Source organism: Arthrobacter globiformis NBRC 12137 (assembly GCF_000238915.1).
In the GTDB taxonomy this organism is placed as follows: domain Bacteria; phylum Actinomycetota; class Actinomycetes; order Actinomycetales; family Micrococcaceae; genus Arthrobacter; species Arthrobacter globiformis.
The window spans coordinates 52,428-71,093 of sequence record NZ_BAEG01000078.1; the positions used below are offsets into that span (position 1 = coordinate 52,428).

Annotated in this window: 20 protein-coding genes and 1 tRNA gene; 6 read left to right on the top strand and 15 right to left on the bottom strand. The window is 65.9% G+C overall.

The features are described from left to right. Positions 1-33 precede the first annotated feature (33 nt). The 9 genes from rplL to ARGLB_RS14550 form a co-directional block, all read right to left on the bottom strand. Positions 34-411, bottom strand: coding sequence for a 50S ribosomal protein L7/L12 (rplL, locus tag ARGLB_RS14510; RefSeq protein ID WP_003803837.1), 378 nt, complete (start codon positions 409-411; stop codon positions 34-36). 77 nt (positions 412-488) lie between these two features. Next, the gene (gene rplJ, locus ARGLB_RS14515; protein ID WP_003803838.1) at positions 489-1,079 is read right to left on the bottom strand and encodes a 50S ribosomal protein L10; all 591 of its coding nucleotides are present in this window, start codon (positions 1,077-1,079) and stop codon (positions 489-491) included. 294 nt (positions 1,080-1,373) lie between these two features. Then, positions 1,374-2,477: a GNAT family N-acetyltransferase gene (locus ARGLB_RS14520; RefSeq protein ID WP_043419289.1), complete on the bottom strand. Its 1,104-nt coding sequence runs from the start codon at positions 2,475-2,477 to the stop codon at positions 1,374-1,376. 81 nt (positions 2,478-2,558) lie between these two features. Next, on the bottom strand, positions 2,559-3,650 hold the full coding sequence (locus tag ARGLB_RS14525) for a GNAT family N-acetyltransferase (RefSeq protein ID WP_003803840.1): 1,092 nt from the start codon (positions 3,648-3,650) through the stop codon (positions 2,559-2,561). A gap of 174 nt (positions 3,651-3,824) precedes the next feature. Next, the gene (gene rplA / locus ARGLB_RS14530) at positions 3,825-4,532 is read right to left on the bottom strand and encodes a 50S ribosomal protein L1 (RefSeq protein ID WP_003803842.1); all 708 of its coding nucleotides are present in this window, start codon (positions 4,530-4,532) and stop codon (positions 3,825-3,827) included. 186 nt (positions 4,533-4,718) lie between these two features. Further along, positions 4,719-5,150 (bottom strand): 50S ribosomal protein L11, encoded by a 432-nt coding sequence (gene rplK, locus ARGLB_RS14535; protein WP_003803853.1) that lies wholly within the window; start codon positions 5,148-5,150, stop codon positions 4,719-4,721. Between the two features lie 133 nt (positions 5,151-5,283). After that, positions 5,284-6,168, bottom strand: coding sequence for a transcription termination/antitermination protein NusG (nusG, locus tag ARGLB_RS14540; protein ID WP_003803854.1), 885 nt, complete (start codon positions 6,166-6,168; stop codon positions 5,284-5,286). A 117-nt stretch (positions 6,169-6,285) separates the two neighbouring features. Then, positions 6,286-6,570 (bottom strand): preprotein translocase subunit SecE, encoded by a 285-nt coding sequence (gene secE, locus ARGLB_RS14545; protein ID WP_043419256.1) that lies wholly within the window; start codon positions 6,568-6,570, stop codon positions 6,286-6,288. A gap of 80 nt (positions 6,571-6,650) precedes the next feature. Beyond that, positions 6,651-6,723: transfer RNA gene (locus ARGLB_RS14550), tRNA-Trp, on the bottom strand. Between the two features lie 273 nt (positions 6,724-6,996). Between ARGLB_RS14550 and ARGLB_RS14555 the strand changes: the two genes are divergently transcribed. Then, the gene (locus tag ARGLB_RS14555; protein ID WP_003803857.1) at positions 6,997-8,214 is read left to right on the top strand and encodes a pyridoxal phosphate-dependent aminotransferase; all 1,218 of its coding nucleotides are present in this window, start codon (positions 6,997-6,999) and stop codon (positions 8,212-8,214) included. Positions 8,215-8,371: 157 nt separating this feature from the next. Here ARGLB_RS14555 and ARGLB_RS14560 read toward each other — a convergent pair whose 3' ends face one another. Together ARGLB_RS14560 and ARGLB_RS14565 are read right to left on the bottom strand one after the other, a co-directional pair. Further along, a complete protein-coding gene (locus ARGLB_RS14560) occupies positions 8,372-9,049 on the bottom strand; it encodes a LuxR C-terminal-related transcriptional regulator (RefSeq protein ID WP_003803859.1) in 678 nt (225 codons plus the stop codon). Then, positions 9,046-10,449: an ATP-binding protein gene (locus ARGLB_RS14565; RefSeq protein WP_003803861.1), complete on the bottom strand. Its 1,404-nt coding sequence runs from the start codon at positions 10,447-10,449 to the stop codon at positions 9,046-9,048. Before ARGLB_RS14565 ends, ARGLB_RS14560 begins: the two co-directional genes overlap by 4 nt. 125 nt (positions 10,450-10,574) lie before the next feature. Here ARGLB_RS14565 and ARGLB_RS14570 point away from each other — a divergent pair, with 125 nt between their 5' ends. The 5 genes from ARGLB_RS14570 (at position 10,575) to ARGLB_RS14590 (ending at position 14,787) form a co-directional block, all read left to right on the top strand. Beyond that, entirely contained in the window at positions 10,575-12,134 is a 1,560-nt protein-coding gene (locus ARGLB_RS14570) for a PspC domain-containing protein (protein WP_003803863.1), read from the top strand. 1 nt (position 12,135) lies between these two features. Further along, on the top strand, positions 12,136-12,420 hold the full coding sequence (locus ARGLB_RS14575; RefSeq protein ID WP_003803866.1) for a hypothetical protein: 285 nt from the start codon (positions 12,136-12,138) through the stop codon (positions 12,418-12,420). A 3-nt stretch (positions 12,421-12,423) separates the two neighbouring features. Beyond that, positions 12,424-12,678, top strand: a complete 255-nt coding sequence (locus tag ARGLB_RS14580; RefSeq protein ID WP_003803869.1) for a PspC domain-containing protein — start codon at positions 12,424-12,426, stop codon at positions 12,676-12,678. A 233-nt stretch (positions 12,679-12,911) separates the two neighbouring features. Then, on the top strand, positions 12,912-13,937 hold the full coding sequence (locus tag ARGLB_RS14585) for a 6-phosphofructokinase (RefSeq protein ID WP_003803870.1): 1,026 nt from the start codon (positions 12,912-12,914) through the stop codon (positions 13,935-13,937). A gap of 124 nt (positions 13,938-14,061) precedes the next feature. Next, complete coding sequence (locus ARGLB_RS14590; protein ID WP_003803871.1) at positions 14,062-14,787, top strand: GNAT family N-acetyltransferase; 726 nt, start codon at positions 14,062-14,064, stop codon at positions 14,785-14,787. Here the strand turns inward: ARGLB_RS14590 and ARGLB_RS14595 are convergent. Genes ARGLB_RS14595 through ARGLB_RS14610 form a run of 4 tightly spaced genes read right to left on the bottom strand, consistent with a single transcriptional unit; the run spans position 14,784 to position 18,584 of the window. Beyond that, a complete protein-coding gene (locus ARGLB_RS14595) occupies positions 14,784-16,301 on the bottom strand; it encodes a DHA2 family efflux MFS transporter permease subunit (RefSeq protein ID WP_003803872.1) in 1,518 nt (505 codons plus the stop codon). The genes ARGLB_RS14590 and ARGLB_RS14595 overlap by 4 nt on opposite strands. A 5-nt stretch (positions 16,302-16,306) precedes the next feature. Then, positions 16,307-16,738: an ankyrin repeat domain-containing protein gene (locus ARGLB_RS14600; protein ID WP_003803873.1), complete on the bottom strand. Its 432-nt coding sequence runs from the start codon at positions 16,736-16,738 to the stop codon at positions 16,307-16,309. Continuing rightward, on the bottom strand, positions 16,735-17,820 hold the full coding sequence (gene ygfZ / locus ARGLB_RS14605; RefSeq protein ID WP_003803874.1) for a CAF17-like 4Fe-4S cluster assembly/insertion protein YgfZ: 1,086 nt from the start codon (positions 17,818-17,820) through the stop codon (positions 16,735-16,737). The genes ARGLB_RS14600 and ygfZ overlap by 4 nt, the downstream gene beginning before the upstream one ends. A 41-nt stretch (positions 17,821-17,861) precedes the next feature. Continuing rightward, on the bottom strand, positions 17,862-18,584 hold the full coding sequence (locus tag ARGLB_RS14610; protein WP_003803875.1) for a flavodoxin family protein: 723 nt from the start codon (positions 18,582-18,584) through the stop codon (positions 17,862-17,864). Positions 18,585-18,666: the final 82 nt, after the last annotated feature.

Consider the following 18,666-nt stretch of genomic DNA (forward strand, 5'->3'; position numbering starts at 1 on the left):
CCGGAGTGGACGGGGATTCCTGTACAAGCAGTGTTACTTGAGGGTAACGGTGGCGCCAGCTTCTTCGAGCTGAGCCTTTGCCTTCTCGGCAGCTTCCTTGGTGGCGCCTTCGAGAACAGCCTTGGGAGCGCTGTCAACCAGGTCCTTGGCTTCCTTGAGGCCGAGGGAGGTGATGGCGCGAACTTCCTTGATCACTGCGATCTTCTTGTCGCCAGCAGCTTCGAGGATCACGTCGAAGTCGGTCTTCTCTTCGGCTTCCTCAGCGGCAGCGCCACCGGCGGGGCCGGCAACCGCAACAGCAGCAGCGGTAACTTCGAAGGTCTCTTCGAAGAGCTTGACGAACTCGGAGAGCTCGATGATGGTCAGTTCCTTGAAAGCTTCAATGAGCTCTTCGTTGCTGAGCTTCGCCATGGTGTGGCGTCCTTCCTATAGGTGGTGCTTGGCGGCCTGGGCCGTTGCCTTCACACCGAGTCTGGTTTGAAAGAGAATTAGTTCTCTTCGGTGGCTGCGGCTTCGGCCGGAGCTTCGGTCACTGCTGCTTCTGCGGCCGGGGCTTCTTCAGCGGCGGGGGCTTCGGCTTCAGCCGGAGCACCGTTCTCTTCTTCAAGCTTGAGGCGCAGTGCGTCGATGATGCGTGCAGCAGCGGCAGCAGGGGCCTTGAGGATGCCTGCAACCTTGGCGAGCTGCAGCTCGCGGGACTCGAGTGCTGCCAGGGCAGCAACTTCGCTGGCGTTCAGTGCCTTGCCCTCGAAGTAACCGGTCTTGATGACCAGCTGCTTGTTGGCCTTGGCAAAATCCGTCAGGCTCTTGGCAGCTGCAACTGCGTCACCCTTGATGAACGCGATTGCAGTGGGGCCGGCGAGCTGGCCGTCGAATGCTTCGACACCAGCTTCCTTGGCTGCAATAGCGGTCAGGGTGTTCTTGACGACCGCGAACTTGGTGTCCTGGCCGAGAGAAACACGCAGCTGCTTGAGCTGTGCAACGGTGAGCCCACGGTATTCGGTCAGGACAGCGGCGTTCGATTCCTTGAAATCGTTAGTGATCTCAGCTACTGCTGAAACCTTGGTAGGCGTTGCCATAACCCTCCTTCCGGGGATAGTGCCGGTATTCCGGGTCCCCGCTCAGGTGAGCTAAAACTAAAAACGCCCCGCGCAGATGCACGGGGCTTGGCTCAACGCTGTTCATGACAGCGGAGCTTTGCTTCGTTCACCTGCGCCGGCCGCCCTATGTTCAGGGTCCTTCGTCCGGAAACCCACTGGCCCTTCCGCACACAACTGCAGAGTTGAGCTGAGCTCGAAAGAGTGGGATTCCAACAACCGACGGTCTTTGGTAGTTCAAGCTTACGGGAGGGTTCTGCGGATAACCAAATCGGCCTAGCTCCTGCTCGGTCCCAGGTCCGGCAGTTCCTTCTGCCAGATCCCGGTGACTCCCGCCGTCGTGAACCCGAGCTGGCGGTTGACCGTGAGCAGGTACCGGTTTTCCGGGGCGTTCCACGTGTAGATCACCCGCGCGTCGGGGAACTGCTCCGTGAGTCGCTCCATGTTGGCCACCTTGATGAGCAGGCCGAGCTTGTTGCCGCGGTGAGCCTGCAGCACCACCGTGTCGTCCTGGAAGACGACGTCCTGCCGCTGCGCCAGGACGCTGATGGTGGTCAGCCCCACAAGCGTCTCCGTGGCGATATGCTCGACGGCGGTCACCACCGTGCGCCGTCCCTGGGCGATGGTGACTTCCTCAGCTTCACGCAGGATCCTGGCGTCGAAAACCATACTGTCGTCGTCCGGCCCGGCGTCGCCGCCGGCCTGGTTTTCGAGGGCAGCCACCGCTTCCAGCCAGCGCTCCGGGCAGCGGTCGGTCCAGTGGTGCAAGCGGTAGCGGCCGTTGTTGGCCTCCTGCGCCTCCGCCTCGAGCTCGGCCACCAGCTTGCTGTCCAGCGGCAGCGTGCACGAGCTGAACTGTTCAATATGCTGCAGCGTGTACCCGGTGCGCTGGGCGAAATCCACCTCGCGGCTGCCCAGCGGCACATAGCCCTGGCCAGATCCGGGCACCAGCTGCTCGGGCGCGAATTCGTGCAGGGAGGCGCCCGGGTGGTTGGTGTCCACCAGGATCATGGTGCGGCCCTCCTCCCGGGCGAAGTGCTCGGCAGCTTCCAGCAGCTGCCGGCCCACGCCCTGGCGCTGGTATTCGGGGAGGATGTCCAGCGTGAACTCGGCAAGGTCCAGGTTGTCGGCGAGGGGAAGGGCAATGTCCACGGTGCCCACGATCTCGTCGCCGATTTTCGCCACGAGGATCACCTGGCGCTCGTACGGGTCGTCCAGTTCGAGAAGCTTTTCCAGCGGCGTGTAGGCGAGGTCGTCACTGCCCCAGGTATCCATCCGGACCTTGCGCCCCACCTCCACTGCAGCGAGGAAGTCCGCTGCGTCGGCAGCGTCCACGGAGTCAGGAATCCACAGCCGCTCGATCCGCACCTCTATTGCCATCATCCCCAGCCGTTTCCGCCGCTTGCCCTGAAGGCTGCGGGCTTGAGTCCACGCGGTGTATCCGTCGCCAGCATATGCCGGTTAACGCCGGCGCTGCCACTCGCCGTCGTACCCTGCCGCATGGAAGCCCAGGGCTATATTGATGGCCAGCATGTGGTCATTCTCCGCCGCGTTGAATGTCAGGACCCGCTCCACCTCGGGATGGTCCTTCTGCAGGCGCCGCAGGTTGAGCACCTTGACGAGCATCCCCAGCCGGTGCCCGCGGTGTGTCTGGGCCACGAGAGTGTCGTCCTGCTCGGCCAGCCACGGCTTCTCGTCCGAGTGCTGCAGCACCGAGTAGGCGGCCAGCTCGCCGCTCGACGCGTGCCGGGCCACTGCCACCAGCGATTCCAGGCCCGCCCGCCTCCACTCGTCCTCGACGTGCCGGACGCGCTGGGCATCCCACACCTCGGCGTCGTAGTGCAGCGCCCCTGCCGGGGTGTCCGTGCTCATTTTGGACATGAGCACTGCCATCTCTTCGACGTACTCATCAGGACAGCGGTCGGTCCAGCCGAGAATTTCGTACTGGTCCCCCGCGATGCCGGCTGCCTCGCCTTCCAGCGTGTCAAGGACACCGTCCGACGGCGGCATGTCCAGAGCGCTGAAACGCGTCACCTGCTCGAGGGTGTAACCGGCAGCCGCGGCGAACAGTACGCCGCGGGCCGCGGCCGGGACCCCGCCCGTCCCCGTTCCGGGCCGGAGGATTCCCGGCCCGTCCGGATCGAACCCGGGCGCGTGCTCGGTGAAGGACTGCAGGGTGCTGCGTCCGTTCTCCGCCGCCAGTGCCTCCGCATGCCGCAGGAGGGCCTGGCCGATGCCGCGGCCGCTGTACCCGTCGAGGACGTCCACCCTGAGGAACGCATCCTGGAGGTTCTCCTTTTGGGTAAACCGCACCCAGGACCTTGCCACCATGCGGCCGTCCAGCCGTACGAAGAAGAGCCGCAGCTTCTCGTAGTCGTCGTCGCGCCACGCCTCCAGCCTGGCCTTGCGGGGCGTTGCCCGGTCCAGATTGCCCCAGGTCTCCAGCGCCAGGGCGTCGCTGAGGTCGCTGAATTCGAGGAAGTCCGTGGCGTCGGGCGCGTCAAGTGACGCAGGCAGGAACAGCGGCTCGATCCGGTAGGAGGGCGTCGTCACCGGATCAGCCTAGCCGCAACGCCCTGAGTCCAACAGGGCGAGCCGACGCGCCGAACGGGAGTCCCGCCGTCGTACTTTAGTGCGATAAGGGCCACGGAATGCAAAAGGACCGCCCGGCACATGCCGGACGGTCCTTTGGTGCTGGCCGGATACTCGGCCGCAGGTTCGCGAGGGTTACGCCTCGATGAGAACCTTGGTGACGTTGGGGTCAACGGAGATGCCGGGACCGAACGTGGTGGCAACCGTTGCCTTCTGGATGTAGCGGCCCTTGGAAGCGGACGGCTTCAGGCGGAGCACCTCTTCGAGGGCAGCGGCGTAGTTCTCGGCCAGCTTGGTGGCGTCAAACGAAACCTTGCCGATGATGAAGTGCAGGTTGGAGTGCTTGTCGACGCGGAAGTCGATCTTGCCGCCCTTGATGTCGTTGACAGCCTTGGTGACATCGGGGGTGACGGTGCCGGTCTTCGGGTTCGGCATCAGGTTACGCGGACCCAGGACCTTACCGAGGCGGCCAACCTTGCCCATGAGGTCAGGGGTGGCAACGGCTGCGTCGAAGTCGGTCCAGCCGCCGGCGATCTTTTCGATCAGGTCGTCGGAACCAACGAAGTCGGCGCCGGCAGCGATTGCTGCTTCGGCCTTCTCGCCCGTGGCGAACACGAGGACGCGGGCGGTCTTACCGGTGCCGTGCGGCAGGTTGACGGTGCCGCGGACCATCTGGTCGGCCTTGCGGGGGTCAACGCCCAGACGGAAGGCGACCTCAACGGTGGCGTCGAACTTGGACGGGTTGGTGTCCTTGGCGAGCGTCACTGCCTCGAACGGCGCGTAGAACTTCTCCGCGTCGATCTTGGCTGCGGCTGCCTCGTATGCTTTGCTGCGCTTTGCCATGCTGCTTATTTCTCCTTGTGCAGTTGTGGTCTGCGGACCGCGCTGGGCCCTGCCACAGCCGCGAGTCCGACTGTTCTTATCCGTGCGGACTAGCGGCATTTCAATGTTTCAGTGGTGCCGGTTTCCCGGCGGTGCTGCCCGGCGTCGTTTCCGGTTTCCCGGACCCGGCGCCGCATCAGCGGGGAATTAACCCTCGACGGTGATGCCCATGGAGCGGGCGGTGCCGGCGATGATCTTCGCTGCGCCTTCGAGGCTGGTGGCGTTGAGGTCTTCCATCTTGGTGGAGGCGATCTCGTTGACCTGGGCCTGGGTCAGCTTGGCAACCTTGACGGTGTGCGGGGTAGCCGAACCCTTGGCGACGCCTGCAGCCTTCTTGATGAGCTCTGCAGCCGGCGGGGTCTTGGTGATGAACGTGAACGAACGGTCTTCGTAGACGGTGATTTCAACAGGAATAACGTTGCCGCGCTGGGCTTCCGTCGCAGCGTTGTACGCCTTGCAGAATTCCATGATGTTGACGCCGTGCTGGCCAAGCGCAGGACCGATCGGCGGGGCCGGGTTAGCGGCACCTGCCTGGATCTGCAGCTTGATGAGGCCGGTGACCTTCTTCTTGGGAGCCAATGTAGGGTCCTTCTCTCAAATGCGTCCTGGGACACAGGAGCGTGCCTCAGGTGGTTGACCGCCATGGCGAGGCGGTCGGCCGTTCCGGAACTGCTAAAGCGGGCCGCTTCGGAACGAAATCTGTGGTGATCAGCTAGATCTTGGTGACCTGGTTGAAGGCCAGCGTGACCGGGGTCTCGCGTTCGAAGATGGACACCAGAACGACGAGGGTCTGGGAATCCACCTTGATCTCGGAGATCGTGGCGGGCAGGGTCTCGAACGGGCCCTCCTTAACGATGACCGATTCGCCGACCTCGAAGTCGACGTTCACCGGAGCGGCAGCCTGCTTGGTGGGCTTGCCCTTCTCGGCCTGCTCCTCTTCGAAGACCGGGGCCAGCATGGAGAAGACCTCATCGAGGCGCAGCGGCACGGGGTTGTGGGCGTTGCCCACGAAGCCGGTGACACCCGGGGTGTGGCGGACGGCGCCCCACGAGGCGTCGGTCAGGTCCATGCGGACCAGCACGTAGCCGGGGATGCGGACGCGGTTGATGACCTTGCGCTGAGCGTTCTTGATCTCAACGACTTCTTCCATCGGAACCTGGATTTCGAAGATGTAATCTTCCATGTCCAGGGTCTGGATGCGGGTCTCAAGGTTGGCCTTGACGCGGTTTTCGTAACCTGCGTAGGAGTGGATGACGTACCAGTCACCCTCCTGGCGGCGCAGCTTGGACTTGAACTCTTCGGCCGGGTCGGTGGCCTGGGCGGCAGCAGCGGCCAGGACGTCGGTCCCTTCGGCGCCTTCCTCGGCGTCCTCTCCGGTCACGTCGTCGGCGTCGGCGTCAGTCACGTCGTCGGCGTCGTCTCCGGTCACGTCGTCGTCAGCGTCGTCAGCGTCGGTCTCGGCGTCGTCTTCAAAATCGGCGTCGCCTTCGGAATCGGGCGCAGCAGACTCAACCTCGGAGCCCTCAGCGGACTCAGCCGCGGGGTTCTGGGTTTCATCCAGCTCAGTCTCAGTTACCTCGAGCTCCTGCTCAGACACTTGGTCTCCTGCTTCCTCATTGCCTAATTGCCTATTTAAATGGCTCAATTCCGCACACCCCGCAGCTCCTTGCCGGAATCCGGCCGGGGAGCCCACGCAGTCTGCGGACCGATCGCCTTAGTTGTCCGTGGCGCCTGTACCGCTGAAGACCCAGCTCACCGCGGAGCCGAACGCCAGGTCCAGCAGAGTGACGATCACCATCATGATGACTACGAATACGAGCACCACAAGCGTGTAGTTGATCAGTTCCTTGCGGGTAGGGGCAACGACCTTCTTCAGTTCGCCAATGACCTGGCGGATGAAGAGTGCAATGCGAGCGAAGAAGCCAGCCTTGGCGGCGTTCTTAGCGGGGCGGCCCTTGGAGCTGCTTGCAGCTGTTTCGGTCACCTGTTCCTCACTCATCCTCGCAAGTCGGATTACCCGGCTCTGAACTGAACCTTTGATTGCTGCGCTTGCTCCGGCTTTCGCCGGAACAGCCTGCGCAGGGCAGACAGGACTCGAACCTGCAACCTGCGGTTTTGGAGACCGCTGCGCTACCAATTGCGCCACTACCCTATGGATCAAAAACCGATGAGGCCGCACTTTTCCCCAAGGCCATCTGGGGCGCACGTCATCATCCGTGTTTTCAACACCGGAGAACCAGTCTACGCAACAACTGCGCTTACGTCGAACCAGCCTCATTTCGGACCGTTTTCAGCTTCTGGATCCGCGCTGCACCGCAGTCACAAAGCCGTGTTCCACCTCGAACGATCCGGTGAACAGCATAGAGTAGATTTCGTCGAAATCCACCATTCAGCTCACCAGCTGCAAGCGAAGAACGGACCTGCCATGTCTTCCGCCCGCGTTTCCCAACGCATTTCTGCCATTGCCGAATCCGCCACCCTGGCTGTCGACGCCAAGGCCAAGGCGCTGAAGGCGGCCGGCCGGCCGGTGATTGGCTTCGGTGCGGGCGAGCCCGACTTCCCCACCCCGGACTACATCGTCCAGGCCGCCATCGACGCCGCCAGCCAGCCGAAGTACCACCGCTACTCCCCCGCCGGCGGTCTGCCCGAGCTGAAGAAGGCTATTGCCGAGAAGACGTTCCGGGACTCCGGCTACAAGGCTGACCCGTCCCAGGTGCTGGTCACCAACGGCGGTAAGCAGGCCGTCTACAACACGTTCGCCACCCTCGTGGATCCGGGCGACGAAGTGATCGTGCCCACGCCGTTCTGGACCACCTACCCCGAGGCCATCCGTCTCGCCGGCGGCGTTCCGGTGGAGGTCTTTGCCGGCCCGGAGCAGGACTACCTGGTGACTGTGGAGCAGCTCGAAGCAGCCGTCACGGACCGCACAAAGATCCTGCTGTTCGTGTCGCCGTCGAACCCCACCGGCTCCGTCTACTCGCCCGAGCAGGTTGCCGAAATCGGCAAGTGGGCCGCCGCCAAGGGCCTGTGGGTGGTCACCGACGAGATCTACGAGCACCTGACGTACGACGGCGTGCCCTTCACCTCCATCGCCACCGCCGCCCCCGAGCTGGGTGACAAGGTAGTGATCCTGAACGGTGTTGCCAAGACCTATGCGATGACCGGCTGGCGCGTGGGCTGGATGATCGGACCCGCCGATGTCATCAAGGCCGCCACCAACCTGCAGTCGCACGCCACGTCCAACGTGTCCAACATCCCGCAGATCGCCGCCCTGGCAGCAGTCTCCGGCCCGCTCACCGCGGTGGATGAGATGAAGGTCGCCTTCGACCGCCGCCGGAAGGCCATCGTGGATGGGCTCAACGCGATTGAGGGCGTTGAATGCCCGACGCCGAAGGGCGCCTTCTACGTGTACGCGGACGTCCGCGCGCTGCTGGGTAAGGAATTCCCGACGGCGAACGGCACGGTCCGCCCGGAGACCTCGGCCGCGCTTGCGGCGCTGATCCTGGACGAGGTGGAGGTCGCCGTGGTGCCCGGTGAGGCTTTCGGCCCGTCCGGCTTCCTGCGCCTGTCCTACGCCCTGGGCGATGAAGACCTCGCCACCGGCGTCGGCCGCCTCCAGGACTTCCTCGGCAAGGCGCAGTAACCCAGACGCTCCCTCACGTCCTGCAGGAAAACCACGGATTCTCCCTCAGATCCTGCAGAAATAAGCCCAAACGCTTCCGCACCGAAAAAGGTGCGGGAGCGTTTGGGCTTTATTCGAGGACGTGACGGCCTGATCGGAAGCTTGAGGAATGCCCGCGCTAGAGGAGGCGGCGCTCGGCGGCCCACTTGGTCAGTTCGTGGCGGCTGGACAGCTGCAGCTTCCGGAGCACGGCCGAGACATGGGTTTCCACGGTCTTGATCGAGATGAAGAGCTCCTTGGCTACCTCCTTGTAGCTGTAACCGCGGGCGATCAGCCGCATCACCTCGAGTTCCCTGGCTGAGAGTTTGTCCAGTTCATCGTCGGCGATGTCTGCCGGGGCGGTGCCGAAGGCGTCCAGGACAAAGCCTGCCAGGCGTGGTGAGAACACGGCGTCGCCACCGGCGACCCGGAACACGGCGTCGGTGATCTCCGCGCCGGAAATGGTCTTCGTAACATAGCCGCGGGCACCGGCCCGGATGACCGCCACGACGTCTTCGGCCGCATCGGAGACGCTCAGTGCAAGGAAACGCGTGGTTCCCAGGAGCGCCGCGGAACCGGTGATGACTTCCCGTCCTCCCCCGCCGCGGCCGCCGGGCAGGTGCACGTCCAGCAGCACGACATCGGGCCGCGCAGCGGCAATAACCTCGATGGCCTGTTCCACGGTGCCGGCCTCGCCCACCACCACCACGCTCGGGTCGAGGTCAGCCTTGAGGCCGGACCGGAAAATCGCGTGGTCATCCACGATCACAACCCGCACCGTTCGTCCCGCCGCGCTTGCCCCTGCTGGTGTAGTCATGACTTTCCTTCCCCGTTGTCCGCGACGTCCGCAGGCAGCCTGAGGCGCACCTCTGTGCCGTCAGGTCCGCTGTTGATGGCGGCGTTGCCGCCGTGCCGTTTCATCCGGCCAATGATTGATTCCCGCACACCCAACCTGTCCTGCGGGACTGCGCTCAGTTCAAAGCCCGGGCCGCGGTCCTTGACGAAGACTTCCGCGCCGCCGTCGGACACCTCCAGATAGACAGAGACGGGACCGCCGCCGTGGCGGGCAGCGTTCAGCATGGCCTCGCGGCTGGCCTGGACCAGCGCCTCATGGCGCTCGGTCATGTCCGTGTCGCCCACGGTCACGACGTCGACGGCGTTTCCGAGCCCGTCCTCAACCTCCGCAGCGGCGGCCTTGATCCGGTCCGAGAGCTGGCCGGCATCGCGGGCGGGGTCCTTGAAGAGCCAGCCCCGCAGCTCGCGCTCCTGCGCTCTCGCCAGGCGGACGACGTCGTGCTCGTTGCCGGCACGGCGCTGGATCAAGGCAAGGGTCTGGAGTACGGAGTCGTGCAGGTGGGCCGCGATCTCGGCCCGCTCGGTCGCCCGCACGCGGCCGGCCCGTTCTGTCTCGAGGTCGCGCCAGAACTTCAGGCCCCAGGGCAGCAGCACCAGCGCCACGCCGCCCAGCACGGCCACGGACGCGAGCAGCGCGAGCCAGGTCTGCTGCCATGAGCCCGACCCGGAGACCATGACCAGCACCCCGGCCACCACGAGCGCGAGGCCCGCTGCCAGCCGCGCCCATCCACCGGCCTGGTCCGCCTTGGTTTTGTCGACGAGCCCGGCCCGGCGGGTTTCATCCAGCTGCATCCAGGCAATGGCCGCGCCGCCGAGTATTGCCGCCGCCGGGATCAACGTGCCAAGGGGCACCTCCACGCCCAGCAGCCTGGCGATCAGGATCGCGGCGACGAGCAGGAGCCCGGCGCCCAGCAGGATCTCCTTGCCGTAGCGCATGCTCCGGATCCGGAACCATGTGCTGCCGGGAGCGGCGGCAGGCGCGGGGGGCTGGGAAACGGTGCCGGCGTCGTACTCCCCCGAGGGCGGGGGGACGGCGGAAAATGAAGGATCCGCGCCCGAGAAAGGAACAGGGCCGGGCGGCGGGCCGGACTGGAGGCTCACCGGCGGCAGGCTCACGGCGGGGGCAATGGGCGACGCCGGACGGCGGGCATTGCGTTTGGCGTTTTCGTCCGCGGTGGGAACCATGATCCACAGCCACGCGTAGAACGCGAGCCCTGCGCCCCCGGCGAAAGCAGCCACCACCATGCCGATCCGGACCATGCGCACCGGCCAGCCAAGATGAACCGCCAGGCCTGAGCAGACGCCGGCGATCAGGCGGTCGCTGCTGCGGACCAGGGGTGGGCGGACAGGGGCAGTGGTCATGCATCAATCCAAACACGGATCAGGGTTCCCGGGTCCCGTTGTGAGGGTGAACCCGGGGTAAGTCAGGGACGACTCAGGGTGTTCCCCAATAGAGGACTGACCAGCACAAACGGCAGTATCGAAGTATGAACTCGCAGAACCCCAACCCCAATGAAGGCCGGCAGCCGGTCACCCCGTCCGGGGGCAGCACCGGCCAGGATCCGGAGCACCCCGCCGGACCGGAAAACACGGAACCGGAAAACACAGAACCGGCAAACGGCGCCGGGCCGGAAAACCCCACTGAGCCACTGTTCCCGCCGCCCGCGTCCGGCGCTCCCGCATACGGCGCTCCCGGTTACGGGCGGGCCGCCCAGCCGCTGGACTTCTTCGACTGGATCCGCAGCCACGGCGTACACCGGGGACGCGACCGCTGGATCGGCGGCGTCTCGAGCGGCATCGCCGAAAGGATGGGCATCGATCCGCTGATCGTGCGCGGCATTTTCATCGTGCTGACGCTGTTCGCGGGAATCGGCGTCCTCCTGTACGGCCTGGGCTGGGCCCTGCTGCCTGAGCCCGACGGCCGGATCCACACCCAGGAGGCGGGCGCTGGCCGCTGGAGCACGGGCATGACGGGCGCGCTCATCACCTCGATCGTCGGCCTAACCGGCATGGGCGGCGGCTTCTGGGGATGGGGCCACGACGGCTTCGGCTTCTTCTGGGCCCTGTTCTGGATCGGCGGCGTCATCTACCTCATCTACTTCCTGACGCAGCGCAACAAAAACCGCACCGGTGCAACGGTGAACGGCACCACCGGGGGCCGGTCGGCGTACGGCTACGCACCGGCCGGCAACGCACCAGCGAATGCCGCCACGGGATCCGCCACGTCACCGTTCCCGGCGTCATCCTTCGCTGCCGGCGGCCATGCGCCTGCCCAGCCCTACACTGTGCCGCCGACTCCGGACGCCATCCCGTCGTACGGCGTCAATGAACCGTACGGCCCCACAGCCCCCTACGGCGGCGGCCTTCCGCCGCGCCGGCCCGCTCCGGTCCCTGCCCCGGTTCCGGCGCCCAAGCCGAGGCCGAGCGGCCCGGGCGCGCCGGCCGTCGCCATCACCGCCGGACTGGCGCTGCTGGCGGGCGGCACGCTCAAAGCGCTCGACGCCGGCAACCTAATTGATCTGGGCGAGTCGGTCAACGCCGTGGTCTGGGCAGCCGGTGCAGCGGTCCTTGGGCTTGGCATCCTGCTGGCCGGAATGCGCGGCAGGACCTCGGGCGCCCTCGGGTTCTTCGCCGTCGTTGCGCTCATCGTGGGCGGCATCTTCAGCGCCGTGCCCAACGGTGACCGGTTCCGCTTCCAGAATGCGGACTGGAATCCCGTCACCATCGAGCAGGCCCGCCAGGGCTTCCAGATCACCGGAGGCCGCGGAACTGTCGACCTGACCGGCCTGAACCTGAACCCGCCACTGGGCAGCGACGTCGTAATCCCCCTGGACGCCACGGCCAGCAACGTGACGGTCATCATTCCACGTACCGTGCCGGTGGATGTCCGCGCCGACATGACCCTGGGCAACCTCAACGAGGGCACGGGCAGCCGGGGCGGGATCACCTCCCGGCAAAGCAGCTACAACTCGGACAAGCCCGGCGCCAGGCTGATCCTCCAGATCGACGGCACCGTGAGCAACATCGCCATCCAGGAAGGAAACTGACATGAGCAGTTTTGATCCGTCACCGGACACCAACCCTGCGCCCAAGCCGTCCACCGGGGCCACGGACGAACCCGCCGAAGCACCGGCCCGCGTAGGCACCATCGTCTGGGGGCTGGTGATCCTCGCACTGGCCGTGCTGATCGTCATCTCCCAGCTGGGAATCGTGGTCCTGAACGGGACATATGTGCTGATCGGCCTGATGATCGGGGCCGGGGCCGCCCTGGTGATCGGCGGGCTGCTCTCAGCACGGAAACGTGACAACAGCGCAACAAACGGGAAGTCTTAAGCCATGGAAAAGTTCTACAGCATTGTCAGGGGCCTTGGCCTGAAGCGCGGACCGCAGCGCTGGCTGGGCGGCGTGTGCGGCGGGATCGCCGAGAAGCTGAACGTGGATGTGGCATTCGTCCGGATCGGTTTCCTCCTCTTGTGCCTGCTGCCCGGACCGGCCATCGTGTTCTACCTCGCGGCGTGGCTGATCCTGCCGGACCAGAACAACTCGATTGCGCTTGAATCCTTCCTCGAAAAGCGCGGCACGGGCCGGTAGTAACCGCCCAAAGCTGGCAGCCGCCGTCGTCCGTTATGCAGTGCCCCCGTTCCCTCCGGAACGGGGGCACTCCGCTGTCCCGAACCGTGCCGGCCCCTGGCGTCCGGGGCTCCCGCGGCTCCCGCGGATGTAACCGTTTGTGTCCTACCCCACACTCCCCACTAGAATCTCTAATTGAGCTCAGCGTGGCGCTCTGCCCGTAAAACCTTCGAACCAGGATTTGAGCCAAGAAAATGAAAATCGGAATCCTCACCAGCGGCGGCGACTGCCCCGGACTGAACGCGGTTATCCGCGGCGCCGTCCTCAAAGGCATTGCCATCCACGGCCACGAATTCGTGGGGTTCCTCGATGGTTGGCGCGGAGTCGTGGAGGGTGACATCATCCCCATTCCCCGTACGCTTGTCCGCGGTATTGCCAAGCAGGGCGGCACCATCCTGGGCACGTCCCGGACCAACCCGTTCGAGAACGGCGGCGGACCCGACGTCATCAAAGCCCACATGGACCGGCTGGGCATCGACGCCATCATCGCCATTGGCGGTGAAGGAACCCTCGCGGCCGCCAAGCGCCTCACCGACGCCGGCCTGAAGATCGTCGGCGTTCCCAAGACCGTGGACAACGACCTCGACGCCACCGATTACACCTTCGGCTTCGACACGGCCGTGCAGATCGCCACGGAGGCCATCGACAGGCTGCGGACCACCGGCGAGTCCCACCACCGCTGCATGATCGCTGAGGTCATGGGCCGCCACGTCGGCTGGATCGCCCTGCATGCCGGCATGGCCTCCGGCGCGCACGCCATCCTCATCCCGGAGCAGAAAGTCAGCATCGAGCAGATCACCAAATGGGTGACCGAGGCCCATGACCGTGGCCGCGCCCCGCTCATCGTTGTGGCCGAAGGGTTCGTGCCGGAGCACATGGAGAGCCCCCACTCCGAACGCGGTCTGGACACCTTCGGCCGTCCCCGGCTGGGCGGCATCGCCGACCAGCTGGCACCGGAGATCGAAGCCCGGACCGGCATCGAGACCCGGGCCACCATCCTGGGCCACATCCAGCGCGGCGGCGTCCCCTCCGCTTTCGACCGTGTCCTGGCCACCCGCCTGGGCATGGCCGCCGTCGACTCCGTGGTGGAGGGCCGCTGGGGCACCATGGTGTCGCTGAACGGCACCGACATTGACCATGTTGGCTTCGAAGCCGCGCTGGGCAAGCTGAAGGTCGTCCCGCAGCACCGCTACGACGAAGCCGCGGTCCTCTTCGGCTAAGCCCGTTCCCCCGGCTGGCTTCCCGCAGCGCGAATGTACAGTTGTGGCCCCTGATTCTCCGGAGTCAGGGGCCACAACTGTACGTTCGCGCCTGATGGGCGGCCGGGATCGGTAGGCTGGGATCATGAGCCTTGACCCCGGATCCGCCGCCATCATCCAGCTTGCCTGGGCGCGCCGCCTGGGGCTCGACGACGGCGCTTTCGCCCGCGCCCTGGAAACCGGCGAGCGGATCACCAGGGTTGATGATTCCGCGCACTCGGTCGAGTTCGTGCGCCTGTTCGGCAGCTCGGCCCTGGTGGGTCCGCAGTGGGCCCTGGATGCCGCGGCAGGCATTTCCGATGAGGAGATGGCCCAGCACGTCACCCTGCTGACCATCACCCGGACGCACGGGGGCCACGGCCAGGGCTCCGCGGCGCTCTTCTTCGCCGACGACCTGCCGCTGCTGCAGACCGCGGAGGAGCTGACGGTGTCGCACGGCAATCCGGAGGCCATCGAGCTTGAGGGTCTGTGTCCGCCCGATGACGTGAACGAGGTGGGCCTGTCCGACCTCGAGAACCGCTACACCATCATTCACGACGACGAGGGGCAGCGGATGCCCGTGGCCTGCGGCGCCTACTCCGAATGGGAAGGCATTCTGGCCCACATGGGGGTTCTCGTGGCCCCCGAGTGGCGGCGCCGCGGACTGGGATCGCTCGCGGCCTCGGTGGCAGCCCACGAGGCCCTGGCCTCCGGGCTGACGCTGCAGTGGCGCACCGACGTCAGCAACAAGGGTTCACTGGCGACGGCACGCAGCCTGGGCTTTTCCACCGGCGGCATCCATACCAGCGTGCTGCTCGGCCAAGTGCGTTAGCGCGTCGCCGCCTCCGCGTCGTGGCCGGCAGCGGGCCGCTGCCCGCCCCATCCCTGGACCGCCTTGGGCCGGGCGAAGAACAGTGCCACCGCGGCGCCGAGCACAATCACAGCCGCAGGCAGCATGATTGATTGGCCCATCGCCGTCGCGAAGCCGTCATGCAGGGCGGGAGGCAACTGGCCGCCGAAGCCGCCGGCCTCACCCGAACCCCCTGGCGTCCCGCCGGGGGCCGCCGGAAGTTCCGCCGCGAGCCTGGCCTGCATGAGGACGGCGATGGCGGCACTGCCGAGGACAGCACCGATCTGCCGCGTGGTGTTGTAGACGCCCGCGCCGGCCCCCGCCTGCCGCATCGGCAGGTTGCGGGTTGCGGTGGAGCTCAACGGTGCCCAGATGCCCGCATTCGCGAAGCCGAGCACCGCGCTGGGCAGCAGGAACAGCCACACCGGGGTGTCCGGATGCATGAGTGCTGAATTCCAGAACAGCGCCACCGCCATGAGGAGCAGGCCGGTGGACGTGATGTATTTGGGGTTCACCCGGTCAATGATCTTCCCCACCAAGGGCGCCAGCCCGCCGGAAATCAGCGCCATGGGCGCCATCATCAGGGCAGACTGCGTAGGAGTCATGTCCCGCACGATCTGGTAGTAGAAGATGAGCGGCAGGCCAAAAGCCGTGACAGTGAATCCCACGGTGGTGATCCCGACGTTCGCCAGCGAGAAGTTGCGGTCCCGGAAGAGCGCCAGCGGAAGCAGCGGCTCACCCTTGTTGGCCGCCTGCCAGCCGACAAAAAGCGCCAGCACCACGATGCCGCTGATGATCAGCCCCCACACTGTCACCGGCCCGGTGATGGTTCCCCAGTCGTACGTCTCGCCTTCCTGGATGCCAAAGACCAAAAGGAAAAGTCCGACGGCGCTGAGCACCACGCCGGGGATGTCGAACCGGTGCGGGTGGGTGGTGAGGGACGGAACGAAGCGCCAGGCAAGGATGAAGCCCACGATCCCGACGGGCACGTTGATGAAGAAGATCCACTCCCAGCCAAGGCCGTCCACGAGCACACCGCCCAGAATGGGGCCGACGAGCGTCGCCACACCGGCGGTGGCACCCCACAGACCCATGGCGGCGCCGCGCCCGTCCGGCGGGAAGATCCTGGTGATCACGGCCATGGTCTGCGGGGCCATCAGCGCTGCGCCGAGGCCCTGCAGGACGCGGGCGGCGATGAGCATGCCCACGGTGCCGGACAGCCCGCACCACAGCGATGCGAGGGTGAACACCACGAGGCCCGCAAGGTACAGCCGCTTGGGTCCGAACCTGTCGCCGAGCCTGCCGGTGATCAGCAGCGGCACCGCATACGCCAGCAGATAGGCGCTGGTGACCCAGATGACGGCGTTGATGTCCGTATCCAGCCCCTCCATGATCCGCGGGTTGGCCACCGAAACGATTGTGGTGTCGATCAGGATCATGAAGAACCCTATGACGAGGGACCAGAGTGCAGGCCAGGGCCTGCTGACATTCTCCAAAATGCCTAGCCCAGCAATTCCAGGATGTCGTCGCGGGCGAACATCCGGGCGGCGTCACGTGCTGAGGGGGAACCGGCGTCGGGATCTGCTCCCGCGTCAACCAGCGCCCGGACGACGTCCGGGTAGCCCTTGAACACGGCGCCTGCCAGCGGGGTCTGTCCCTTGTCGTTGGCGGCATTGGCGTCGGCGCCGTGGTGCAGGATGAGCTGGACGGTTTCGGCGTGGCCGTGGTAGGCGGCGAGCATGACCAGCGAGTCGCCGGCGTGGTTGGTCAGCGTGGCCGGGGCGCCCGCGTTGAGGTAGCTGCGCAGCAACTCGGTGTCACCCTTGCGGGCAGCGTCCAGGAGGGTGCGTGCCAATTCGAGGGTTTCCTCGTCCGGCTGCTGGGAAGCGGGCTGCTCTGAAGCCCCGGCCCCGGGTGCGGTGGAGTCTGTCATTTGTGGGTCCCCCTCAGGAATCCTGTCTGCCTTCCGACGACCTGTCCGGCGTCGGGCGCCACGATCACTTCCTGCGCGGCTGTGTACGGTTCATCCCCGTCCATTACCGTCAGTATTTCATCCGGGGCGACCGAACGCTTGATGACTGCCAGCGCGATGGGGCCCATCTCGTAGTGCTGCGCCACGGACGTCACGGTGCCCACCTTGCGCTCCCCCACCCGGACCTCGCTGCCGGCAGCCGGCAGGGTGTGCTGGGAACCGTCGAGCTGCAGGAACACGAGGCGCCGCGGCGGGTGGCCAAGGTTGTGCACGCGGGCAATCGTCTCCTGGCCCTTGTAGCAGCCCTTGGCCAGGTGCACGGCGGTGCGGAGCAGGTCCAGTTCATGCGGAATGGTCTTGTCGTCCGTTTCAGCGCCGAGCCTCGGACGCCAGGCGGCGACGCGCAGGGCTTCGGCGGAAAGGACACCTGCGAGCTTCCGGTCCCCCACCGTCTCTTCGAGCTCCGCCGCCGGCACGAGGTATTCGAACCACGGACGTTCGGCGCCGGGGTGGGTGTCCTCCGGGACCACGGCGTATGAGTAGCCGCCCGCGGCGACGTGGGGCCAGGGGTCCTGCCACACCAGCAGGCCGGACCATTCGGGCACAGCCTTGGTGGATCCCACCACCGCCCACTCGGCCGACACGTCCGCCACCTCGACGCGGAGCATGAACTTCATCCTGGTCAGCCACTCGGCCAGGGGACCAGCTTCGGCCGCCTCGACGATCAGCCAGGTGGTCCCGCCATCGTCCACCACGCGCGCATCGAACTCAATGCGGCCCTGGACACTCAGGAGCAGCAGCTCGGTGGACTCAGCGGGCTGGAGATTGGCGACTTGCTGGGAGGACAGCGTGTTGAGCCAGCTCAGCCGGTCCGGTCCGGTGACCGTCACCACTCCGCGGTGGGAAAGATCGACGACGGCGGTTCCGGCCGCCAGTGCGCGCTGCTCCCGCAGGGGTTCGCCGTAGTGGGATGCGACGCCGGCGTCGGCGCCGGCCGCTTCAACGGCGCCAGGGCGCGACAGCAGAGGGCTCTTGGTAGTCATATGAAGGGGAACGTCCTTGGCTGGGAGGGTATTCCGGCCACCTAGCGGTACTCCGGGTTTTCGAAACCGAATTTGGTTCCGGCCTTCCATTCTTCCGGAAGGTTGCCGTAGGCGGGAATTCCGCCGGCGTCCTTGAGCGTCCGGGCCAGGTGCAGGAGGTTCCACGTCATGAATGTGGTGTTCCGGTTCGTGAAGTCACTCTCCGGGCCGCCCGATCCCTCATCGAGGTAGCTGGGCCCCGGCCCGACGGGGCCGATCCAGCCGGCGTCGGCCTGCGGCGGGATGGTGAAGCCGATGTGCTGCAGGCTGTAAAGGACGTTCATGGAACAGTGCTTGATGCCGTCCTCGTTGCCGGTGATCAGGCAGCCGCCCACCTTCGGGTAAAAGGCCCACTGGCCCTTCCCGTTGAGCTCGCCCGAATGGGCGTAGAGCCGCTCGATGAGCTTCTTGGTTTGCGAGGAGTTGTCGCCCAGCCAGATGGGTCCGGCCACCACCACGATGTCCGCTTCCTTGACGGCCGGGTACAGCTCGGGCCATGCATCCGTGGCCCAGCCGTGATCCCGCATGTCCGGGTACACGCCGCTAGCGATGTCGTGGTCAACGGTACGGATGACCTGCGTGGCCACGCCCTGCTTCTCCATGATCAGCCGACTTACCGTGATCAGACCCTCGGTGTTGCTCTTCTCCGGCGAACGCTTGAGCGTGCCATTGAAGTACACGGCTTTGAGGTCGCTGTAGTCAGCCGGGGGCTGGGACTCATCCATCGGACACTCCATCGGATTGCTGCGGACTCAGGATTGAAGACCTGAGGCCAAAGTAGCCGAAGGGAGCGCCGGCGAACAGTGC

Bases quoted from the DNA above. Each gene is read 5' to 3' on its own strand.
- rplL (WP_003803837.1), bottom strand. From the start codon at position 411: ATGGCGAAGCTCAGCAACGAAGAGCTCATTGAAGCTTTCAAGGAACTG.
- rplJ (WP_003803838.1), bottom strand. From the start codon at position 1,079: ATGGCAACGCCTACCAAGGTTTCAGCAGTAGCTGAGATCACTAACGAT.
- ARGLB_RS14520 (WP_043419289.1), bottom strand. From the start codon at position 2,477: ATGGCAATAGAGGTGCGGATCGAGCGGCTGTGGATTCCTGACTCCGTG.
- rplA (WP_003803842.1), bottom strand. From the start codon at position 4,532: ATGGCAAAGCGCAGCAAAGCATACGAGGCAGCCGCAGCCAAGATCGAC.
- secE (WP_043419256.1), bottom strand. From the start codon at position 6,570: ATGAGTGAGGAACAGGTGACCGAAACAGCTGCAAGCAGCTCCAAGGGC.
- ARGLB_RS14555 (WP_003803857.1), top strand. From the start codon at position 6,997: ATGTCTTCCGCCCGCGTTTCCCAACGCATTTCTGCCATTGCCGAATCC.
- ARGLB_RS14560 (WP_003803859.1), bottom strand. From the start codon at position 9,049: ATGACTACACCAGCAGGGGCAAGCGCGGCGGGACGAACGGTGCGGGTT.
- ARGLB_RS14565 (WP_003803861.1), bottom strand. From the start codon at position 10,449: ATGACCACTGCCCCTGTCCGCCCACCCCTGGTCCGCAGCAGCGACCGC.
- ARGLB_RS14570 (WP_003803863.1), top strand. From the start codon at position 10,575: ATGAACTCGCAGAACCCCAACCCCAATGAAGGCCGGCAGCCGGTCACC.
- ARGLB_RS14575 (WP_003803866.1), top strand. From the start codon at position 12,136: ATGAGCAGTTTTGATCCGTCACCGGACACCAACCCTGCGCCCAAGCCG.
- ARGLB_RS14580 (WP_003803869.1), top strand. From the start codon at position 12,424: ATGGAAAAGTTCTACAGCATTGTCAGGGGCCTTGGCCTGAAGCGCGGA.
- ARGLB_RS14585 (WP_003803870.1), top strand. From the start codon at position 12,912: ATGAAAATCGGAATCCTCACCAGCGGCGGCGACTGCCCCGGACTGAAC.
- ARGLB_RS14590 (WP_003803871.1), top strand. From the start codon at position 14,062: ATGAGCCTTGACCCCGGATCCGCCGCCATCATCCAGCTTGCCTGGGCG.
- ARGLB_RS14600 (WP_003803873.1), bottom strand. From the start codon at position 16,738: ATGACAGACTCCACCGCACCCGGGGCCGGGGCTTCAGAGCAGCCCGCT.
- ygfZ (WP_003803874.1), bottom strand. From the start codon at position 17,820: ATGACTACCAAGAGCCCTCTGCTGTCGCGCCCTGGCGCCGTTGAAGCG.
- ARGLB_RS14610 (WP_003803875.1), bottom strand. From the start codon at position 18,584: ATGGATGAGTCCCAGCCCCCGGCTGACTACAGCGACCTCAAAGCCGTG.